This is a genomic window from Achromobacter sp. Root170, assembly GCF_001428165.1.
In the GTDB taxonomy this organism is placed as follows: Bacteria; Pseudomonadota; Gammaproteobacteria; order Burkholderiales; family Burkholderiaceae_B; genus Achromobacter; species Achromobacter mucicolens.
Genome location: NZ_LMHN01000001.1, coordinates 348219 through 367798, shown reverse-complemented (window position 1 = coordinate 367798; position 19580 = coordinate 348219). Strand labels below are relative to the sequence as shown.

The following is a 19580-nucleotide window of genomic DNA, read 5'->3' as shown; positions in this document are numbered from 1 at the left end:
GGCCCGTTGATTCGCCTACATCACTTCGATAGAATCGGCAATTCGGGCCGTTGCCCATTCTTTTTTTCCCCTCACCCACCGACAGGGAGGCTGCATGATGTACCCCATGCCGAACGCCGTCCCGCGCGTGTCCCCGCGACGCCATTAAGTCGTCGCCCGCGCGGCCCCGTCGCCAGTTCCGTATCTGGCGACCGGTCCGCCGTGCCTATCTGAACCCTTGAACGCAGTGGCCAGCGCCCAATAGGCGCCCGGCGTGTTTTTCCCTCTTTCCTTACAAGGAACCTGGCGCGTTCGTCCCGCCAGACCATGGCAATGGCTAGAAAAAAAATCGACTTTCGAGGACAGGCCTTCAAGGATGTCCTGGGCTTTACCTTCCGTTATTGGGGCCGGCAACCCTTGCGCATCGTGGTCATCGTGGCGCTGGCCCTGCTGTCCGCCGTGGCCGACGTGCTGACGCCGATGTACGCCGGCCGTCTGGTCGACGCAGTGGCGTCGGGCGCGGCCGGCGACCAGCTTGCCTGGAACGCCGCCATCATGGCCTTCTGGCTGCTGGTCGCGCTGGGCGTGGGCGGCACGCTGCTGCGCCAGGCCGTCTTCCAGAACATCATCACCTTCACGCTGAAGATGATGAACGGCATCGCCTCCAACGCGTTCTACCGCGTGCAGCGGTTTTCCACCGACTGGCATGCCAACAGCTTCGCCGGCTCGACGGTGCGCAAGATCACGCGCGGCATGTGGGCGGTGGACCTCTTGAACGACACGCTGCTGGTGGCGCTGCTGCCGTCGGTCGTCATGCTGGTGGGCGCCACCGCCCTCTTGGGCGCGCACTGGCCGCTGATGGGGCTGGTGGTGGGCCTGGGCTCGGTGCTGTACATCGCCGTCACCGCCACGCTGTCGCTGGCCTACGTGGCGCCCGCGGCGCGCCTGGGCAACGCCTGGGACACGCGCATGGGCGGCGCGCTGGCCGACGCCGTCAGCTGCAACGCCGTGGTCAAGGCCTTTGGCGCGGAGACGCGTGAAGAGGCGCGCCTTGACCGGGTCATCGACAAGTGGCGCCGGCGCACGCGCCGCACCTGGATCCGCGCCACGTTCAACGGCGGCATCCAGGGCGCGATGCTGGTGGCCATGCAGGCGTCCATCCTGGGCGCGTCGCTGCTGCTGTGGTCGCGCAACCAGGCCAGCGTGGGCGACATCACGTTCACGCTGACCATGTTCTTCGTCCTGCAGGGCTATCTGCGCGACGTCGGCATGCACATCCGCAACCTGCAGCGGTCCGTCAACGACATGGAGGAACTGGTGTCGCTGGAAAAGCAGCCCCTTGGCGTGGAAGACCGGCCGGGCGCGGGCGCCATCGCCGTGACGGCGGGCGAGATCCGCTTCGAGGACGTGACGTTCCGCTACGGGTCGCACCACACCGCGCTGTACGACCGGTTCTCGGTGCGGATCGCGCCGGGCGAACGCGTGGGCCTGGTCGGCCACTCGGGTTCCGGCAAGACCACGTTCATCAAGCTGATCCAGCGCCTGTATGACGTGAATGGCGGGCGCATCACCATCGACGGGCAGGACATCGCCCAGGTAAAGCAGGCGTCGCTGCGCAGCCAGATCGCAATCGTGCAGCAGGAGCCCGTGCTGTTTCACCGGACGCTGGCGGAGAACATCGCCTATGCGCGGCCCGGCGCATCGCAGGCCGACATCGAGCAGGCGGCCCGGCTGGCCAGCGCGCATGATTTCATCATGGCGCTGCCCAAGGGCTACGACACGCTGGTGGGCGAACGCGGCGTCAAGCTGTCCGGCGGCGAACGCCAGCGCGTGGCCATTGCGCGCGCATTCCTGGCTGACGCGCCCATCCTGATCCTGGACGAAGCCACGTCCAGCCTGGACAGCGAAAGCGAGGTGCTGATCCAGCGCGCGATGGACCGCCTGATGGAAGGCCGCACGACGCTGGTCGTGGCGCACCGCCTGTCGACGGTCCGCGCGCTGGACCGCCTCCTGGTGATGGACCATGGCCACGTGATCGAGGAAGGCAGCCATGACACGCTGATCCGCCTGAAGGGCGGCCTGTACCGGCGCCTGTTCGAGCGCCAGGCGTTGGAGCTGACCAAGGGCCTGGATCCGGCCGAACTCCTGGAAGACGGCGCCGTCCCGCCGCCCGCGCAGGCGGACGACGTGGACGCCGCCTCGTTCGCCTTCGGGAAGTGATGCAGGCGCGGCGCGGTCAGGGCATGGCCGCCGCAGCCCGGTCCACCGCCGCGCGCCGCCGCTCGAAACGCGCCTGCGACATCGCCAGATAGCGTTCCACGATCGCCGGGTCCGACGTCTTCGGCGTGCCGCCCGGGAACGGCGGCTTCGGGTCGTACTCGATCTGCAACTGGATCAGCTTGGCGACGTCCTCGCCGCAGAGCGCCGCCACCACCTTCAACCCCATGTCGATCCCCGACGTCACGCCGCCCGCGGTGAACACGTTGCCATCCACGCACAGGCGCTCGTCGCTCGGCGTGGCCCCGAAGCGGGACAGCAGTTCCCGCGCGCGCCAGTGACTGGACGCCCGCTTGCCCCGCAGCAACCCGGCCGCGCCCAGCAGCAGGGAACCCGTGCAGATGCCGAACAGGTACTTGGCGCCCTGCCCTTGCCGGCGTGTGAAATCCACCCAATCTGGGTCGACGATGGCGTCATCCGTGCCCGGCCCGCCCGGCACCACCAGCAAATCGCAAGGCTGCGCCGACGCGATCGTCTGCGTGGGCACGAAGCGCAATCCCCGGTCGCAACGCACCGGTTCCATCGTTTTTGCGACAAAATCCACCGTAAATCCCGGCGCGTTCGCCAGCACTTCGTAAGGCCCGGTCATATCGAGCTGGGTCAGCCCTTCGAACAAGACGATATTCACCTTCATGACGATGCTCCCATGGAAACGCCAGAACCCAGCATAGGCGAACGCGCCACGCACGGCGCGCCAGAATGCGCGCCAAATGCGCCAATCGCGCCACAACGCGTGATGTTCGTGCTGTACGACGGTTTCCAGCCGCTGGACCTGGCCGGACCGTGGCAGGCCTTCAGCTCGGCCAACGAAGAGGCGGGCCGCCAGCTGTATGCCCTACACACCATCGCGGCGACGCCAATCGTCGCCACGTGGGAACAGGGGCTGCGCATGCAGGTCGACGGCACCTTCGAGGCCGACGGCGATGCGCCCATCGACATGCTGCTCGTGCCCGGCGGCCCCGGCGTCGACCGGGCCGCGGCGCACGGCGAAACGCGCGCCTGGCTGCGGCGGCGCGACGCCGGCACGCGCCGCACCAGCAGCGTCTGCACCGGCGCGTTCGTACTGGCGGCGGCCGGACTCCTGGACGGCCGCGCGGTCACCACACACTGGCGCTCGGCCGACCGGCTGCGCCAGCTTTACCCCGGCCTGCGCGTCGACGACGACCGCATCTTCATCGAAAGCGGCAAATACTGGACGTCAGCCGGCGTCACGGCCGGCATCGACCTGGCGTTAGCGCTCATCGAGCGCGACTTCGGCGCCGCGCTGTCCCAACAGGTCGCGCGCCGCCTCGTCGTCTTCATGCGCCGCAACGGCGACCAGCGCCAATACAGCCAGACGCTGCGGCTGCAGGACCGCGTGGCCGCGCCGTTTCGCGAACTGGTCGAAAAAATGGAAGCGCGGCTATCGGCCCGCTGGTCGGTCGACGACATGGCAGACGCCTGCCAGATGTCGCGGCGCACCTTCCAACGCAAGTTCGCGGCCCACTTCGGCGTCGCACCCACCGAAGTCCTGCGACGCCTGCGCGAGGAGCGCGCAGGCGCCCTTGAGAGCGCCGGCAAGATGACAAGGAAGGCCGTCGAACAACACGTGGGTCCGGTGCCCAAGCGCCCCGGCAATAACGGCAAGGCCGCGTGAGATCGTCGTAGGCCGCCCGACGTTGCGGTCCCCGTGGTCGGGGCAGCACATCTGCGCGGCCGCCGATCGTCCGCCGCTGCCGGTGTCTGACACCCTTGGTAGATGAACTTGGTATGAAGCGAATCTCACCAGGGTGTCAGACACCTAGGACAGAGTGTCAAACACCAGGAGCAGAAGCAGCCACACGCGAAGCGCCATCGCGACGACGCAAGACACCGCGTAAGCCCACGAAGGCCGCCCGCGCGGCCGCCCGGGGGCGGGCCCCCGCAAGATCATTCTCTCCCACCCAACTGGGTGCAAGAACCTCAAGAACCCAACTCCCCCCGCCGCCCGAAAAGATTCAACCATAGAGCCCGGTGTGGCGTGGGCCTGGGGTGGGCGGGGCGTTTAGATGCGCCCGGCGGAAACCGAAGGGAGCCGAAGGCGTACGAGGTTGAGCGCGGGGCAGTCCGGAGCGAAGGCTCCGGACCGCAATCGGAGCCCCGCCCGCCCCAGGCCCACGCCGCACCGGGCGTCTCAAGAACCCAATCCTTCACCAGCAACAGCACTCCAACCTATCCCACCAACCCCACCGACATCCCCCCACAAACATAAAGCACCTGCCCCGTCACAAACCCAGCACGCGGATCCAGGAACATCGACACGGTATGCGCCACCTCATCCGGCTGGCCGACCCGCCCCACGGGAATCGCCGCCTCCAGCGCCAGCGTCTTCGGCGCACCCGGCGGATTGGATTGATTGAACAGCTCGGTCGCCACGGGCCCCGGCGCCACCGTGTTCACCGTGATCCCATCGCCCGCCAGCTCCAGCGCCCAGGTCCGTGTCATGCCCGCCAGCCCGGCCTTCGACGCCCCGTACACCGACCGCCCGCCCTTGCCCAGCGCGGCCCGGCTGCCGATGTTCACCACGCGCCCATACTTCGCCTGCCGCATCCCTGGCAGCAGCGCCTGCATCAGCAGGATCGGCGCGGTCAGGTTCAGCGCCATCGTGCGCGCCAGTTCCTCTTGCGTGATGTCCTCGATGTTGGCGACCTGGATCATGCCCGCGTTGTTGACCAGATTCAGCACCGGCTGCCGCGCCGCAAGCTCGCGGGCGGCGGCGATGGTTGCGGCCGCGTCGCACAGGTCCACCGACCGGAACGTTTCCCCCGGCAGCAGCGTCTCGGGCGACGTACGGCTGAAATTGACGACCTGAAAGCCGTCTTCGATCAGGCGCGCCACAATGGCGCGGCCGATTCCCCGGCTGGCGCCGGTGACGAGAGCGATGCGTGGGTTCATTGCGCCTTGATTCCCTGGTCTTTGATGAGTCCGCCCCACTTCTTGCGTTCGGCGGCTTCGAACGCGGCAAGGTCCGTCCCGAACAGCGTCCCCGGCTTGGCGCCCATGGTGGCGAAGTTGGCCGCGATGGCCGGCGTCTGCAACCCGCTGCGCGCGGCGGCGATCAGTTGGTCGACGACCGGCTGGGGCGTATTGCGCGGGGCGTACAGCGCGAACCACGCCGTCACGTCAAAACCAGGCAGCCCGGATTCGGCAACAGTGGGCAAGTCCGGCACCGACGGATCCCGCGCGGCCGAGGTCACGGCCACCCCACGCACCAGATTGCCGTCCTTGATCTGCGCCAGCGCACCCGGCAGGTTGTCAAATAGCAGGTCCACCTGCCCGCCCGCCACCGCGGGCAGCGACGCCGACGTGCCCTTGAACGGCACGTGCAGCATCGTCACCCCGGCCATGGCCTCGAAGTACGCGCCCGTCAGGTGCACGGACGAGCCGATGCCCGGCGATGCGTACGTCAGCTTCTTGTCCGGCGACTGCTTGGCGGCCCGGATCACGTCCGCCACCGTCTTGTACGGCGACTTGGCGCTCACCGCGATGACGTTCGGCGTGGTCGACACCAGCGCGATCGGCACCAGGTCGCGTTCGGGGTCGAACGGCATGTTGCTGTAGAGAAACTGATTGATCGTCTGCGTGCCGATCGTGCCCAGCCCCAGCGTGTAGCCGTCCGGCTTGGCTCGGGCCACGTACGCCATGCCGATATTGCCGCCCGCCCCCGGCTTGTTTTCGACCAGCACCGTCTGCTTCAGGCCGGGCTGCAGCGCGTTGGCGATGGCGCGGCCAAAGAGGTCTGCGCCGCCTCCAGGCGGATACGGCACGACGACGGTCACGGGATGCTCGGGATAGCCCGCTGCGTGGGCTGCGGGTAGCGCCAGAACGGCCAGCGCGGCAAGGGCAATGCGCCATCCGGCGCGCGGCTGCGGCAAATGCGTCATGGTCTCGTCTCCTTTCGAACCCGCTGATTGCGGATTTCTTTTTAAAGTACGTAAATACGTACTATATTCATAAGAACATAGAAAACCGACAGGAGACAAGCAGATGAAACGCTGGACGCAACGCCCCGAAGGTTCCACCTGGGGCGACTTCGGCCCCGACGACGAACTGGGCCGCCTGAACCTCCTGACCGAGGAAAAGGTGCTGCAGGCGGTGCGCGAAGTGCAAGCCGGCAAGGTCTTCTGCCTGTCGCTGCCGCTGGATCTGCCCGGCGGCAACGTGCTCAATCCCCGCCGCCACGCGCCCACGCTCAAGCCCACCTTCCGCGAGGGCACGCCTTATTTGAACTTCGCCATGTCGCAGGTGCAGCCCGAGGCGGTCGACGTGCTGTCGGACGATCAGGTCACCCTGTCCATGCAGTACTCCACGCAATGGGACGGCCTGTGCCACGTGGGCGCGATGTTCGACATCCAGGGAGACGGCCAGGCGCGCCGCGTCTACTACAACGGCTACGCAGCCGGCGTGGATGTGTTTGGCGGCGCGGATCCCGACAACTCGCAAGCCCCCTGCTGCCCGCCGGGCGGCTCCTTTGCGCGCAAGCTCAGCGTCAGCCGCTACGCCGAAAAAGGCATGCAGGGCCGCGGCGTGCTGGTCGATCTAGCGCGCGCGTTTGGCCCCGGCCGCACCCTCGTCGGCCATGACCAGCTCCAGGCTGCCATGCGCGAGCAGGACGCCGTGCCCGAGGCCGGCGACATGCTGGTGCTGCGGACCGGATTCGCCGAAGCCATCGTGGCCATGAACGGCCAGCCCGATCCGCACAAACTCGAGGAAACCGGCGCGGTGCTGGACGGGGCCGACCCCGCCCTGCTCGACTGGATCACGCAGTCCGGCATTGCGGCAATCTGCGCCGACAACTATGCCGTGGAGGCCTATCCCGCGCGCACCGCCGGCCCGGGCCATTCCATCCTGCCGCTGCACCATCATTGCCTTTTCAAGCTGGGCGTGCCGCTGGCCGAGCTGTGGTACCTGAAGGACCTGGCCGACTGGCTTCACGCGCACGGCCGCAGCCGGTTCCTGCTGACCGCCCCGCCCTTGCGCATGCCCGGCGCGGTGGGTTCGCCCGTGACGCCCATTGCCACGGTGTAAGCCATGCCGCTGTCCCACTCCACGTTCTCCCAACACCTGGATGCGCTCGCGGCCCGTCAGCCCGATGCCATTGCGCTGATCGACCGCGACCAGCCGCTGCGCCTTGCCGACCTGCGCGCGCGCAGCCGCGCGTTGGCGGCTGGCCTTGCCCGCATCGGTGTGCAGCCCGGCCACCGCGTCGCCGTCTGGCTGCCCAATTGCGCCGCCTGGGTCGAAACCTTTCTGGCGTGCGCGCATCTGGGCGCGCTGGTGCTGGCCGTCAACACGCGCTTCCGGTCGGTTGAGGTGGCCGACATCCTGGGCCGCGGCCGCGCCGACTGGCTGGTGTACTGGCCCGACTTCAAGGGCATCGACTTCCAGGGCATCCTGGATGGCGTGGCGCCCGTGGATGCGGAGCAGTTGCAGGGCGCCGTCGCCCTGGCCGGACCGGACGAACTGCCCCCGGCATCGCTGCACGGCAAACCGGTGCACCGGTACGACGCGCTGCTGGCCTGCGCCGATCCCGCGCCCGCCCCGCACGCCAATGCCGGGGTGCTGTGTTTCACCACATCCGGCACCACCTCCAAGCCAAAATTCGTGCTGCACGATCAGCACACCCTGCTGCGGCACGGCGCCATGGTCGCGCAGGCGTTCGGCTACGAAGACCGGGCATGCGTGCTGGCCAGCGCGCCGTTTTGCGGCGCCTTCGGATTTGCCACGCTGGTGGGCGGTCTGGCGCGCGGCGTGCCGGTCGTCTGCGCGCCCGTCTTCGATGCGGCCGAATCGGCACGCGCCATCGCCCGCCACGCCGTCACGCACACCTATGCCAACAACGAGGCGCTGGTCGGCATGATGCAGGCCGCCGCGCCCGGCACGTTCTCGTCCGTCCAGTTGTTCGGTTTTGCCAGCTTCACGCCCGCGCTGGACAACATGCTGGACCTGGCCCGCGCGGCCGGCGTCCCGCTCACCGGCCTGTATGGCTCCAGCGAACTGATCGCGCTGGTGGCCGGCCAGCCCCGCGATCCCGCCGAAGGCGACGTGTCGGCGCGGCACCAGCCCGGCGGCACGCTGATCTACCCGGGTGCCCGCGTGCGGGCCCGCGATCCCGAAAGCGGCCAGGTGCTGCCGCACGGCCAGTCCGGCGAGATCGAGATCCTGTCGCCCAGCCTGATGCTGGGCTACCTGGACAACCCGGACGCCTCCCGCGCCGCCCTGACGGCCGACGGCTACTTCAAGACCGGCGATCTGGGCTATACGCTGACCGACCGCCAATTCGTGTTCCAGACCCGGATGGGAGATTCGCTGCGGCTCTCGGGCTTTCTGGTCAATCCGGTGGAGATCGAGCAGGTCGTCGAAACCCTGCCGGGCGTGCGCGCCTGCCAGGTGGTGGGCGCCACGCGCCACGGCAAGATCGTGCCCTACGCCTTCGTGCTGCTGCACGCGGGCGCCCAGGCCGACCCGGCCGGTTGGACCGCGGCGTGCAAGACGGCCATGGCGGGCTTCAAGGCGCCCGCCGGGTTTACCGTGCTGGACGCCTTTCCGTCGGTCGAGAGCGCCAACTCGGTCAAGATCCAGAAGCACCGGCTGCGCGAGATGGCGGACGCTATGCTCTCGGGTTCCGCGTCATAACCATCCGCCCGCCATGCCCGCCCGCAAGCTTTTTTCGCGCAGTCCCCAGCCGCTTTATCTGCAGGCCGCCGCGCTGTTTCGCAGCCACATCCAGAACCGGACGTGGCGGCCCGGACAGCAGATTCCGCCCCTGGAAGCGCTGATGGAAACCTACGGCATCTCGCGCGCGACGATCCGCCAGGCGTTCGGCCTGCTGGAAGAGGACGGCCTCATCCGGCGCTCGCGCGGGTCGGGCACCTTTGTGAACGCCGAGCTGCCGGAAACGCCCACCCTGCTCATTCCCAAGACCTGGGCCGAAACCGTCGAGCTGAGCAACCAGCTGGGCACCGTGTCGCTGGTCGAGTCCAACGCCGACTCCCCGCTGCCCGACACGCTGGGCATGCCGTGCGGCGCCGACCGCAGCGGCAGCTTCCAGTACTTGCGGCGCATCCACACGACCGATGCCGGCCCCTTCTGCTATAGCGAGGTTTTTCTGGACAGTGGCCTCTTTCGCAAGCATCGCGCCCGCATCCAGAAGAGCACCGTTGCGCCGGTGCTGGACCAGTTCTACGGGGCGCGCATCTCCGAGGCGCGCCAGGTCCTGAACGTGATCGAGGCGGGCCAGGAGTCGGCCGAATCGCTGCAGATTCCCGTGTCCTCGCCGGTGGCCGAACTGCGCCGCTATGCCTGCATCGACGGCCGCGTGGTGTATTTCGCGCGGCTGGAATTTCCGTTTCGCAAGGTGCGAATGGAATTCGACCTGCTCACCAACCGCTGACCGCCTTGCCGACCCGCTTCAAGGAGACCATCGCCCACCCATCGCCCGCCCGCTGTCCCAACCCCACACAAGGCGCCAGATCAATAAAACCAGGACACGCGCCCGCACTATCCGAAAAGAATCCGGCATACAGGGAGACAACCATGAAGCATGCCGACAAGACCCGGATTTCAATGCAGTGCCGCAGCAAGATCATCCAATTGTTCGCCGCCACGGCGATAGCTGCCGCCGCCGGCGCACTCGCGCAGTCGCCTGCGCCCGCCGTTTCCGACGACGTCGTGCGGCTGGGCCTGATCCTGGACATGAGCGGCGTCTATGCCGACGTGACCGGCAAGGGCAGCGCCACCGCCGCCGAGATGGCGATCGCCGATTTCGGCGGGACCGTGCTGGGCAAGAAGGTGGACCTGCTGGTGGTGGACCACCAGAACAAGGCCGACATCGCCGCCGCCAAGGCGCGCGAGTGGTACGACATCCAGAAGGTCGACGCCATCATGGACGTCGCCGGCTCCGCGCCCGCGCTGGCCGTGCTGGAAGTGGCGCGCGAAAAGAAGAAGATCGTCGTCTTCAGCGGACCGGGCACCGAGCGCATCACCAACGACCTGTGCTCGCCCTATTCCGTGCACTACACCTACGACACCTGGTCGCTCGCCAACACCACCGCGCGCGCCACCGTCGAGCAAGGCGGCAAAAGCTGGTACTTCCTGACGGCCGACTACGCGTTCGGCCACACGCTGCAGGCCTCGGCCACCGACGTCGTGAAGGCCAACGGCGGCACGGTGCTGGGCGCCTCGCGCCATCCGCTGGGCTCCAGCGACTTTGCCTCGTACCTGTTGCAGGCGCAAGCCAGCAAGGCGCAGATCGTCGGGCTGGCCAACGCGGGCGGCGACACGGTCAACGCCATCAAGGCGGCCAGCGAATTCGGGCTGACCAAAGGCGGGCAGAAGATGGCGGGCCTGCTTCTGTACATCAACGACATCCACGCCATCGGCCTGGACGCTGCCGCCGGCCTGACGCTGACGGAAGCTTTCTACTGGGACATGAACGACCAGACCCGCGCCTGGTCGCAGCGCTATTACGACAAGCTCAAGAAGATGCCCAACATGAGTCAGGCGGGCACGTATTCGTCGGTGATGCACTACCTGAAAGCCGTGCAGGCGGCGGGCACCGACGAGCCCACGGCGGTCATGAAGCAGATGAAGGCCACCCCCATCAACGACTTCTTCGCCACCAACGGCCGCATCCGCGAGGACGGCCGCATGGTCCACGACATGTACCTGTTCGAGGTGAAAAAGCCGTCGGAGTCCAAGCGGCCGTGGGACTACTACAAGCTGGTGGCCACGCTGCCCGGCGACCAGGCGTTCATGCCGCTGTCCCGGTCGACGTGCCCGCTGGTGCAGAAGTAGCGCGGCAGGCGGTCCTGCGGCGGGCGTCCCCGCGGCGGGCGGACGCGGCCGATGGCATCCGCGGCGGGAAACGCCCGCCGCGGGCAACGCCCGCCGCGTTATCCTTGCGGCTTTGCATCCGCCGCGCCGACATGCCGCAACAAGCCGCCCGCATCATCGAAGGCACGATAGACCAGATCCGGGTCGCCACGCCGGTCCGGCGAAACGATGTGTTCCTGCGGATCGGCGCGCAGATGATCTGGGGTCCCGGGCTGGACCCATCGCACATCGCCCAGCTGCGCGCCTTCCACGACAAAGGCACGGCCGTGCGCATTGGGGTGCTGGAGGCCGAGCATGGCCTGAACCGCTTCTGTTGGGCCGTGCCGGCGCAGGGCGATCCCATTGCTCCGCTCACCTACCAGACCGCGCAACGGCGTAGCGGGCGCGAGGCCGCGATCTGCGGCGCCGTGGGCGTGACCGCGCTGGGTGCAGCGTGGCTGTCCGGGATCGCGACGCTGCCGCGCGTATTCCTGATGGTGTTCGCGCTGGTGATCGCGTTGATGGGGCTGGTACTTGCCGCGAATGCCTTGCATGTCCTCTGGCACAACCGCCGCGAGCGGCCACGCATTCTCGCCAGCGAGGCGCAGTTCGATCCCGCCCGGCGGCCAGCGGCCATGGCGGCCACTTCAGCTGCGCCAGCCGCCCCGCGTCCCCGGCAGGAACCCGCTGCGCTGACGCAGGATGGCGATCCGCCCCTGCTCCTGATCCGGGGGCAGCTTGACGGGATCACGCATGAAACGCGGCATGTGCACAAAGGCCCGACCTACGGCCACTATCGCTTTTCCATCCAGGGCCGCGCGTTCCTGATGACGGTCGATGAATCGCTGGGAAGCTGGCAGCCGTTCCTGGCGCAGGACGATGCCGTGGAAATGGCCGTCAACGCCCAGCCGGTTCCGGGCGAACCGCATGCGGTGTATGCGCTGCGCAATCTGGAGGACGGGCGCGCCTACATGTGCCATCTGCGATTCCGCGCCATTCCCGGCCGCGACACGCCGGTCGGCGTCGGCATGAACCAGCGCGCGCCCCTGCTCAAGGCCATCGGCGGCCTGATGCTTGCGGTCTGGCTGTTTCTGATTGGCCTGACCTGGTTCCTCGACGCCGACGCGCTACAGGGCGATTTTCCGGAACTCGCGCTCTTCATCCTGGGGATGTTCCTGCTGGTTTGGCTGTGCTTTGCGCTGCCGCTTCTGTGGCTCGACATGCGGTGGCGCATGGGCAGGCCGACACGGCGCCAGCGCATCACCGAACGCATCTACGCGCTGCTCGGTCTGGGCACGCCGTTCGCCCCCAGCCAACGCATCGAAGAGGTGTGACCGGACCGGCGTATCCTTGCCGCATGCCTGACTGCCGCTGGAGACCCGCATGACGCCACCCGCCCCGCGCCCCATCGCCGCCACCATCGCCGCCGTCGTGCGCGACGGCCACGTGCTGCTGGTGCGCCGCGCCAATCCGCCCGATCAGGACCGCTGGGCGTTTCCGGGCGGCAAGATCGATGCGGGCGAACGCCTTCCCGATGCGGCCGCGCGAGAGTTGCTGGAAGAAACGGGCGTCACCGCCGAGCCGCTGCACGTCTTCGACGCCGTCGACGTGTTCGACCGCGACGACGCAGGCGCCCTGCGCCGCCACTTCATCCTGATCGCGGTGCTGTGCCGCTGGGTGTCCGGCGAACCGGTCGCCGGCGACGATGCCCGCGACGCGCGCTGGGTGTCCCTGGCCGATCTTGATGCCCACGCGCTGGCCACCAGCTTCGGGGTGGCGGAACTGGCGCACAAGGCGGCGGATTTGATGGCAGCGCGCTGACCGCCCGATACGTTAAGGTGTAGCCCCACACCCCTTGTCTCTTCATTCCTGGAGTACCGAATGACCGGATTGTTCATCGTGGTGGCGGCGTTGGCGTTCTTGATGCTGGCGGCGTATCGAGGCTATAGCGTGATCCTTTGCGCGCCCATTGCGGCGATGGGCGCGGTGCTGCTGACGGACCCGTCGGCGCTGGCGCCCGTGTTCTCGGGCATCTTCATGGAGCGCATTGCGGGCTTTGCCAAGCTCTACTTCCCCGTGTTCCTCCTGGGGGCCGTGTTCGGCAAGCTGATCGAGCTATCGGGCTTTTCGCGCGCCATCGTGCAAGCGGTGCTGCGGCTGATCGGGGCCGAGCGCGCCATCGTGGCCATCGTGCTGGTCTGCGCGGTGCTGACTTACGGCGGCGTGTCGCTGTTCGTGGTGGTGTTCGCGGTATACCCGTTTGCCGCCGAGATGTTCCGCCAGGGCGGTATCCCCAAGCGTCTGATGCCGGGCGCGATTGCGCTGGGCGCCTTCACGTTCACCATGACGGCGCTGCCGGGCACGCCGCAGATCCAGAACATCATTCCGACGACCTTCTTCGAGACCACGACCTGGGCCGCGCCCTGGCTGGGCCTCATCGGCGCCACGTTCACGCTGACCGCGGGCATCGCCTACCTGGAATGGCGCCGCAAGCGCGCCGCCGCGGCCGGCGAGACCTACGGCACGGACCTGCGCAACGAACCCGCCACGCCCCCCGCCGAACGCAATCACCATCCGCTGATCGCGCTGCTGCCGCTGGTGGTGGTGGGTGTGGTGAACTTTCTGCTGACGCGCTGGATCCCGGGCTGGTATCCGGCCGGTTCCGAAGTGAACTTGCCCGGCCTGCCCAAGCCCCTGCCCGTCAACGCGGACGAGCAGGTGGCGCTGTGGGCCGTGATGGGTGCGCTGATCGCGGGCATCGTCACCATCCTGCTGTTCTCGTTTCGCGCCATCAAGTCGCATTTTGCGGAGGGCAGCAAGAGCGCCGTGTCGGGCGCGCTGCTGGCCTCGATGAACACCGCGGCCGAGTACGGGTTCGGCGGCGTCATCGCCGCACTGCCGGGCTTTCTGCTGGTGGCGCAGGCCCTGAAGGCCATTCCCGATCCGCTGGTCGGCGAAGCCGTGGCGGTGACGACGCTGGCCGGCATCACCGGATCGGCCTCTGGCGGCATGAGCATCGCGCTGGCCGCGATGTCGCAGACCTTCATCGACGGCGCCCTGGCGGCCGGCATTCCCATGGAAGTGCTGCACCGGGTTGCTGCGATGGCGAGCGGCGGCATGGACACGCTGCCGCACAACGGCGCGGTCATCACGCTGCTGGCCGTCACGGGCCTGACGCACCGCCAGTCCTATGGCGATATCTTCGCCATCACCCTGATATCGACGCTGTCGGTGTTCCTGGTGATCGGCGTGTTCTACCTGACCGGCATCGTCTGATCGAAGGCGGCGGCAAACACGCCTGCCAGCCACTGCGTGAACACGCGCACCCGCGCCGGCACCTGCCGGTTCTGCGGCGTCAACACCGACACCGGCATCGGCGCGGGCGGCGCGTGGGGCAGCACGATCTTCAAGTGCCCCGCCGCCAGTTCGCGTTCCACGCGATAGCGCGGCACCTGCACCATACCCAGGCCCGCCAACGCCGCGCTGGTGTAAAGCTCGGCGCCGCTCACGCTGACAACCGCGCGCGGGCGCACCTGCACGATGCGGCCATCGACCCAAAAATCCAGCGGCGCCGCGCGGCCCGTGGCGCTGGACACGTAGTCCACGGCCAGGTGCTTTTCCAGCGCCTGCACGCTGTCCGGCATGCCATGTCGAGCCAGGTAGACGGGGCTGGCCACCGTCACCTGCGGCATCTGCGCGATCGTCCGCCCGACAAGCGTCGAATCCTGCAGCACGCCCGCCCGCAGCACGCAGTCCACGCCTTCACGCACCAGGTCCACCAGCCGGTCGTCTTCGCCCAAGTGCAGGGCAATGTCGGGATAGCGCTTCAGAAAGTCCGGCAGGCCGGGCATTACGAAAAAGCGGGCAAGCGTGCCCTGCGCATTGACCCTGAGCAGCCCCTTGGGGGCCGTATCCAGGAACGCGCCATCGGCCTCCTCCAGGTCGGCCAGCAGCCGCACGCACCGCCGGTAGTGGGCCTCGCCGTCGTGCGTCAGCCGCACCTGACGCGTGGTGCGCTCGAGCAGGCGTGCGCCCAACCGGGCCTCCATGCGCTTGATCAGGTTGGTCACCGTGGCGCGCGGAATGCGCAGGTCATCGGAGGCCTTGGTAAAGCTGCCGCGCTCTGCAATGCGCACGAACACCTGCATTTCCTGGAATCGATCCATGCCTTTGGCTACCTGCCACGCAGGTCCATTGTTAAAGCAAATGAAATTATCTTAGCAAACGGAGGCTAATTATCTTTCGAACGGAATAGTCGATCATATGCCTCACCCCTTCACGGAGAGATCGCATGACCGACCAAGCTTCCCAACGCGTTGCCCTCGTCACGGGCGGATCGCGCGGCATCGGCGCCGCCATCGTGCGCCGCCTGGCCCATGACGGCTTTGCCGTCGCCATCAACCATGCGTCCGGCGCGGCAGACGCCGACGCCCTGGCCGCCGACATCCGCCAGGCCGGCGGACGCGCCCTCGCGGTGCGTGCAGACGTCTCCAAGCCGGATGCGGTGCGCGCGATGTTCGATGCCGTCACGGCCGAATTCGGCCGCCTGGACGTGCTGGTCAACAGCGCGGGCGTGCTGCAGGTGCAGCCGCTGGCGGACACCAGCGACGACCTGTACGACCGGACGTTCGACATCAACACCCGGGGCACCTTCAACACTTTGCGCGAGGCGGCCGCCCGCCTTGCCGATGGCGGCAGCATCGTCAATGTGTCCAGCACCACCGTCGCGCTCAACTTGCCCGGCTACTCGGTCTACATCGCCAGCAAGGCCGCCGTCGAAAGCCTGACGCAGGTTTTTGCCAAGGAACTGCGCGGCCGCCAGATCAGGGTGAATGCCGTCGCCCCCGGCCCCGTCGCCACCGAGCTGTTCTTCAAGGGCAAGAGCCCCGAGCTGATCGAGCACTACGCCAAGATGCCGCCGCTGGAACGCCTGGGCCAACCGGATGACATCGCGGGCATCGTCTCGTTCCTGGCGGGACCGGACAGCGGGTGGGTAAATGGGCAGATCGTGCGCGCCAATGGCGGCGTGGCCTGAAAACTTTTTCGTCGGCGCCGGCGCCTTCCTGCGGCGCGCTCTCATCCCAACGCACGAGCCCGGCCAGTCGGCCGGGCTTTTCTTTCACGGCGCTGAACGCCGCATATTTGCTGCTGTCCTCATCCGTTCTACCCATGCGCGCCTCGGCCGATGGACCGAGGAGCCGTTGCAGGTTTTGAAATTTTCCGATCTCGCGCTCGGGACTTTGCATTACGGAAAAGTCTGGCCAGTTGGACGAGGTTTGCATGAGACGGAGTGCCTAAGCCGTGGTTTAGCCTGACCCGGCAGTACTCCGACTCACCTTGATCGATTGGACGAAAGCAATGAATCAACTCATTCATCCGGACTGCCACCCCTTTACCGCCGCAGGCAATCTGAAGCAGATCTCCGCGTATTACGAGGAAGGTCGCCGTGTCATGTGGATGATGCTGCGCGCGCAACCGCGCCCGTGCTTTAACCATGAACTCATCGACGAGATCATGACCCTGGCGCGCGCCGCCAAGGATTCCGGCCTGCCCATCGACTTCTGGGTCACCGGTTCGCTGGTGCCCCAGATCTACAACGTTGGCGGCGACCTGAACTTTTTCGCCGAGGCCATCCGCACCGGCAAGCGCGAGGCGCTGCGGGCCTATGCCCGCGCCTGCGTGGACTGCGTGCATGCCGCCACGCGCGGTTTCGATACCGGCGCCATCTCGCTGGCGATGATCGAAGGCACCGCGCTGGGCGGCGGCTTCGAGGCCGCGCTGGCCCACCACTTCGTGCTGGCGCAGAACAATGCGCGCATGGGCTTTCCCGAAATGGCGTTCAACCTGTTTCCCGGCATGGGCGGCTATTCGCTGGTCGCGCGCCGCTCGGGCATGAAGCTGGCCGAAGAGCTGATCGGCACCGGCGAATCGCACACCGCCGAGTGGTATCACGGCCGCGGCCTGGTCGACGTGCTGTTCGAGCCGGGCGACGCCTACAAGGCCACACGCACCTTCATCGACGTCATGCGCCCCAAGCTCAACGGCATGCGCGCGATGCTGCGCGCCCGCCAGCGCGTGCTCAGCCTGTCGCGTTCCGAACTGATGGATATCACCGAGGATTGGGTCGAGGCGGCCTTCTCCATCGATCCGAAGGACCGCGCCTACATGGAACGGCTGGTGATGGCGCAGAACCGCCGCACGGCAGGCAGCTCGGAGGCCACCGAAGTGGCCACCATGCACTGACCCGGCGGCGCGCCGCCGGTTGCGTCACGCAATGAGATGCAGCCGGCGGCGTTGCGCCAGCCAGGCGGTGAGCTCTTGCGCCGGCATGGGCTTGGCGTACAGATAGCCCTGCTTGGCGTCCACGCCCAGGGTGTCCAGGAAGACCGTTTCTTCCTGGGTCTCCACGCCCTCGGCGATGACCTTGAGCTCCAGCGTGCGCGCCACCGCGACGATGGCGCGCGCCAGCGCCTGCGACACCGGATTCTCGTTCACGCCGCGCACGAAGCTGGCGTCGAGCTTGATCGCGTCCAGCGGAATGCGCGCCAGCTGCGACAGCGACGAATAGCCCGTGCCGAAGTCGTCCAGGTGCACGCGCGCGCCCAGTTGCCGGAACTGCTTGATGAGTTCGATGGCGGCGTCTTCATCGTCGATCAGGCAGCTTTCCGTCAGTTCGATATCGAGAAGGCAGGGATTGAGGCTGGCGTCGTTGATGGCCCGCATGAATTCGCTGACCACACCCTTGTCGTCCAGCTGGCGGGCCGACATATTGATGGCGATGCGCAGATTCAGGCCGTCGCGCTTCCAGGCCGCCGCCTGCCGCGCGGCTTCGCGCATCACCCAGACACCCAGCGGCGAGATGAGGCCCGACTCCTCGGCATACGGAATGAAGGTGTCGGGTCCGACCATGCCGCGCTCCGGAGAGCGCCAGCGCACCAGCGCTTCCACGCCGTCCACCTCGCCGGTGCGTCCCACCAGCTTGGGCTGGTAGTACAGCATCAGATGATTCTCGGCCAACGCCTTGCGCAGATTGGTGTCCAGCCACACGTAGTCCGCGTTGCGGCGGTCCATGTCGGGCTGGAACACGCGGTACGTATGGCGGCCCGCTTCCTTGGCCACATACATGGCGATGTCGGCGCTGCGCACCACGCTGTCCAGGTCGGCCCCGTGATCGGGGTACATGGCGATGCCGATGGAGCAACTGGTGTAGACCTCGATGAGGCCCTGGCGGAAGGGCTCGCGCAGCCGGTCGATGATGCGCTGCGCGGTGGCCTCCAGCTGCCAGGCCTGCGCCTCTTCCTGCAGCACGATGAATTCGTCGCCGCCCAGGCGGGCCAGCGTCTGGCCATCGGAAAGGCAGTTCGAGATGGCGACGGCCACGGCTTTCAACAGCCGGTCGCCGAAGCCGTGGCCGTAGTGGTCGTTGATGCGCTTGAAGTTGTCCAGGTCCAGGAACAGCACCCCGCCCCGCCCTTCCCGGCCAGCGTCCAACGCGGCCTTCAACCGCGACGTGATCGCGTGCCGGTTGGGCAGGTTGGTCAGCATGTCGGTGTTGGCAAGCACCCGCAGGCGTTCCTGCGCCTGACGCTCTTCCGTGATGTCCGTGCCCGAACAGATCAGGTAGACGCGCTTTTCGCCGCTGCCGCTGGTGACGAACTTGTTGCGGAACAGAAAGAGGCGCGGCCCCTTGACGGTGTTGATCGTGCGCTCGACCTCATACGACTGTCCGCGCTTGTAGAACTCGGCAATATTACGGCGCGAGGCGATGGCTTCTTCGCGCGTCATGAACATCTCGAAGACGCTGCGGCCCACGATGTCCTGTTCGCGCTTGCCGGTGTATTCCTCGCACAGCTTGTTGAAGCGCTGCACGCGGCCATTCTGGTCCACGATGGCGATGACCGAATTGGCTTCCGACACCACCGTTTCGGCGAACGACAGGCCTTCGACGAGGTCCTTGGCGACGGATTCGGTATCGGTGTGAGCCGATGCGGTGCCGGCCCATTCGTTGGCGTTGATCTTGCGGCCGACCAGGTGCAGGTGCAGCAGATCGCCATACAACGTGATGTCGATGCGCAAGCTGGACGTGATGCCGGTCAGGCTGCGCACGGCCTCGGCCTGATCCGGGCGCAAGGCCATGGCAATATTGGTCGCGCCCTTGACTGCGGCGAGTTCAATCGCATCGCTATCGGCGGATAACCGCCAATATGGGCTCTGCGTACCGAAATGCGTGTGCAGGATCGACTTTTCGTCCTGGTTCTCAGTCATTGGTATCCCCCCGCCGTCCTAAGGCCCGCGAAACACATTACGGGCTACTGAATTTGGGGTCAACCACCTTTGCGGCGGTGCAAACCTATTTATTGCGGTTTATTGCACAGCCATTCCCGCAGCTTTGCAATTGTCTGAAATACAGGTGTTTTCCCGGCGCAGCCGGCGTGCAACGGGAATCGATTATTTCGCTTCCTTTCAATACCCGCAAAAACGACAACGCCGGA

Annotated in this window: 16 protein-coding genes; 11 read left to right on the top strand and 5 right to left on the bottom strand. The window is 67.1% G+C overall.

Annotated features, from left to right (window positions below; translation table 11 throughout):
* The first annotated feature begins 312 nt into the window (after positions 1–312).
* Complete coding sequence (locus ASD87_RS01660; RefSeq protein ID WP_056316289.1) at positions 313–2199, top strand: ABC transporter ATP-binding protein; 1887 nt, start codon at positions 313–315, stop codon at positions 2197–2199.
* Between the two features lie 16 nt (positions 2200–2215).
* On the opposite strand, the gene ASD87_RS01655 is transcribed toward ASD87_RS01660, so the two are convergent.
* Positions 2216–2890, bottom strand: a complete 675-nt coding sequence (locus ASD87_RS01655; RefSeq protein ID WP_056318633.1) for a DJ-1/PfpI family protein — start codon at positions 2888–2890, stop codon at positions 2216–2218.
* A 99-nt stretch (positions 2891–2989) separates the two neighbouring features.
* On the opposite strand from ASD87_RS01655, the gene ASD87_RS01650 reads away from it, so the two are divergent.
* The gene (locus tag ASD87_RS01650) at positions 2990–3892 is read left to right on the top strand and encodes a GlxA family transcriptional regulator (protein ID WP_056316286.1); all 903 of its coding nucleotides are present in this window, start codon (positions 2990–2992) and stop codon (positions 3890–3892) included.
* A 554-nt stretch (positions 3893–4446) separates the two neighbouring features.
* Here ASD87_RS01650 and ASD87_RS01645 read toward each other — a convergent pair.
* Both ASD87_RS01645 and ASD87_RS01640 read right to left on the bottom strand, forming a co-directional pair.
* Positions 4447–5169, bottom strand: a complete 723-nt coding sequence (locus tag ASD87_RS01645) for an SDR family NAD(P)-dependent oxidoreductase (protein WP_056316284.1) — start codon at positions 5167–5169, stop codon at positions 4447–4449.
* Positions 5166–6158: a tripartite tricarboxylate transporter substrate binding protein gene (locus tag ASD87_RS01640; RefSeq protein ID WP_056316282.1), complete on the bottom strand. Its 993-nt coding sequence runs from the start codon at positions 6156–6158 to the stop codon at positions 5166–5168. Before ASD87_RS01640 ends, ASD87_RS01645 begins: the two co-directional genes overlap by 4 nt.
* A gap of 103 nt (positions 6159–6261) precedes the next feature.
* Between ASD87_RS01640 and ASD87_RS01635 the strand changes: the two genes are divergently transcribed.
* The 7 genes from ASD87_RS01635 to ASD87_RS01605 all read left to right on the top strand — a co-directional run bounded on the left by ASD87_RS01635 (position 6262) and on the right by ASD87_RS01605 (position 14364).
* Complete coding sequence (locus tag ASD87_RS01635) at positions 6262–7302, top strand: cyclase family protein (protein ID WP_056316279.1); 1041 nt, start codon at positions 6262–6264, stop codon at positions 7300–7302.
* A gap of 3 nt (positions 7303–7305) precedes the next feature.
* Positions 7306–8910, top strand: a complete 1605-nt coding sequence (locus tag ASD87_RS01630) for an AMP-binding protein (protein WP_056316276.1) — start codon at positions 7306–7308, stop codon at positions 8908–8910.
* A 13-nt stretch (positions 8911–8923) separates the two neighbouring features.
* Complete coding sequence (locus ASD87_RS01625) at positions 8924–9667, top strand: GntR family transcriptional regulator (protein ID WP_056316273.1); 744 nt, start codon at positions 8924–8926, stop codon at positions 9665–9667.
* A 143-nt stretch (positions 9668–9810) separates the two neighbouring features.
* A complete protein-coding gene (locus ASD87_RS01620) occupies positions 9811–11070 on the top strand; it encodes an ABC transporter substrate-binding protein (protein ID WP_082586178.1) in 1260 nt (419 codons plus the stop codon).
* A 131-nt stretch (positions 11071–11201) separates the two neighbouring features.
* Positions 11202–12422 carry a hypothetical protein gene (locus ASD87_RS01615; RefSeq protein ID WP_056318629.1) on the top strand — a complete coding sequence of 407 codons (1221 nt, stop codon included), beginning with the start codon at positions 11202–11204 and terminating at the stop codon, positions 12420–12422.
* 49 nt (positions 12423–12471) lie between these two features.
* The gene (locus ASD87_RS01610) at positions 12472–12909 is read left to right on the top strand and encodes an NUDIX hydrolase (protein WP_056316267.1); all 438 of its coding nucleotides are present in this window, start codon (positions 12472–12474) and stop codon (positions 12907–12909) included.
* Between the two features lie 60 nt (positions 12910–12969).
* On the top strand, positions 12970–14364 hold the full coding sequence (locus ASD87_RS01605) for a GntP family permease (RefSeq protein ID WP_056316265.1): 1395 nt from the start codon (positions 12970–12972) through the stop codon (positions 14362–14364).
* Here ASD87_RS01605 and ASD87_RS01600 read toward each other — a convergent pair.
* Positions 14343–15254, bottom strand: a complete 912-nt coding sequence (locus ASD87_RS01600) for a LysR family transcriptional regulator (RefSeq protein ID WP_056316262.1) — start codon at positions 15252–15254, stop codon at positions 14343–14345. The two genes, ASD87_RS01605 and ASD87_RS01600, sit on opposite strands and share 22 nt — an antisense overlap.
* 125 nt (positions 15255–15379) lie before the next feature.
* Here ASD87_RS01600 and ASD87_RS01595 point away from each other — a divergent pair, with 125 nt between their 5' ends.
* A complete protein-coding gene (locus ASD87_RS01595; protein WP_056316260.1) occupies positions 15380–16123 on the top strand; it encodes an SDR family oxidoreductase in 744 nt (247 codons plus the stop codon).
* A 323-nt stretch (positions 16124–16446) separates the two neighbouring features.
* A complete protein-coding gene (locus ASD87_RS01590; protein ID WP_056316258.1) occupies positions 16447–17331 on the top strand; it encodes a crotonase/enoyl-CoA hydratase family protein in 885 nt (294 codons plus the stop codon).
* A gap of 24 nt (positions 17332–17355) precedes the next feature.
* Here the strand turns inward: ASD87_RS01590 and pdeR are convergent, their stop codons facing one another.
* Entirely contained in the window at positions 17356–19353 is a 1998-nt protein-coding gene (pdeR, locus tag ASD87_RS01585; RefSeq protein WP_056316254.1) for a cyclic di-GMP phosphodiesterase, read from the bottom strand.
* Between the last annotated feature and the right edge of the window lie 227 nt (positions 19354–19580).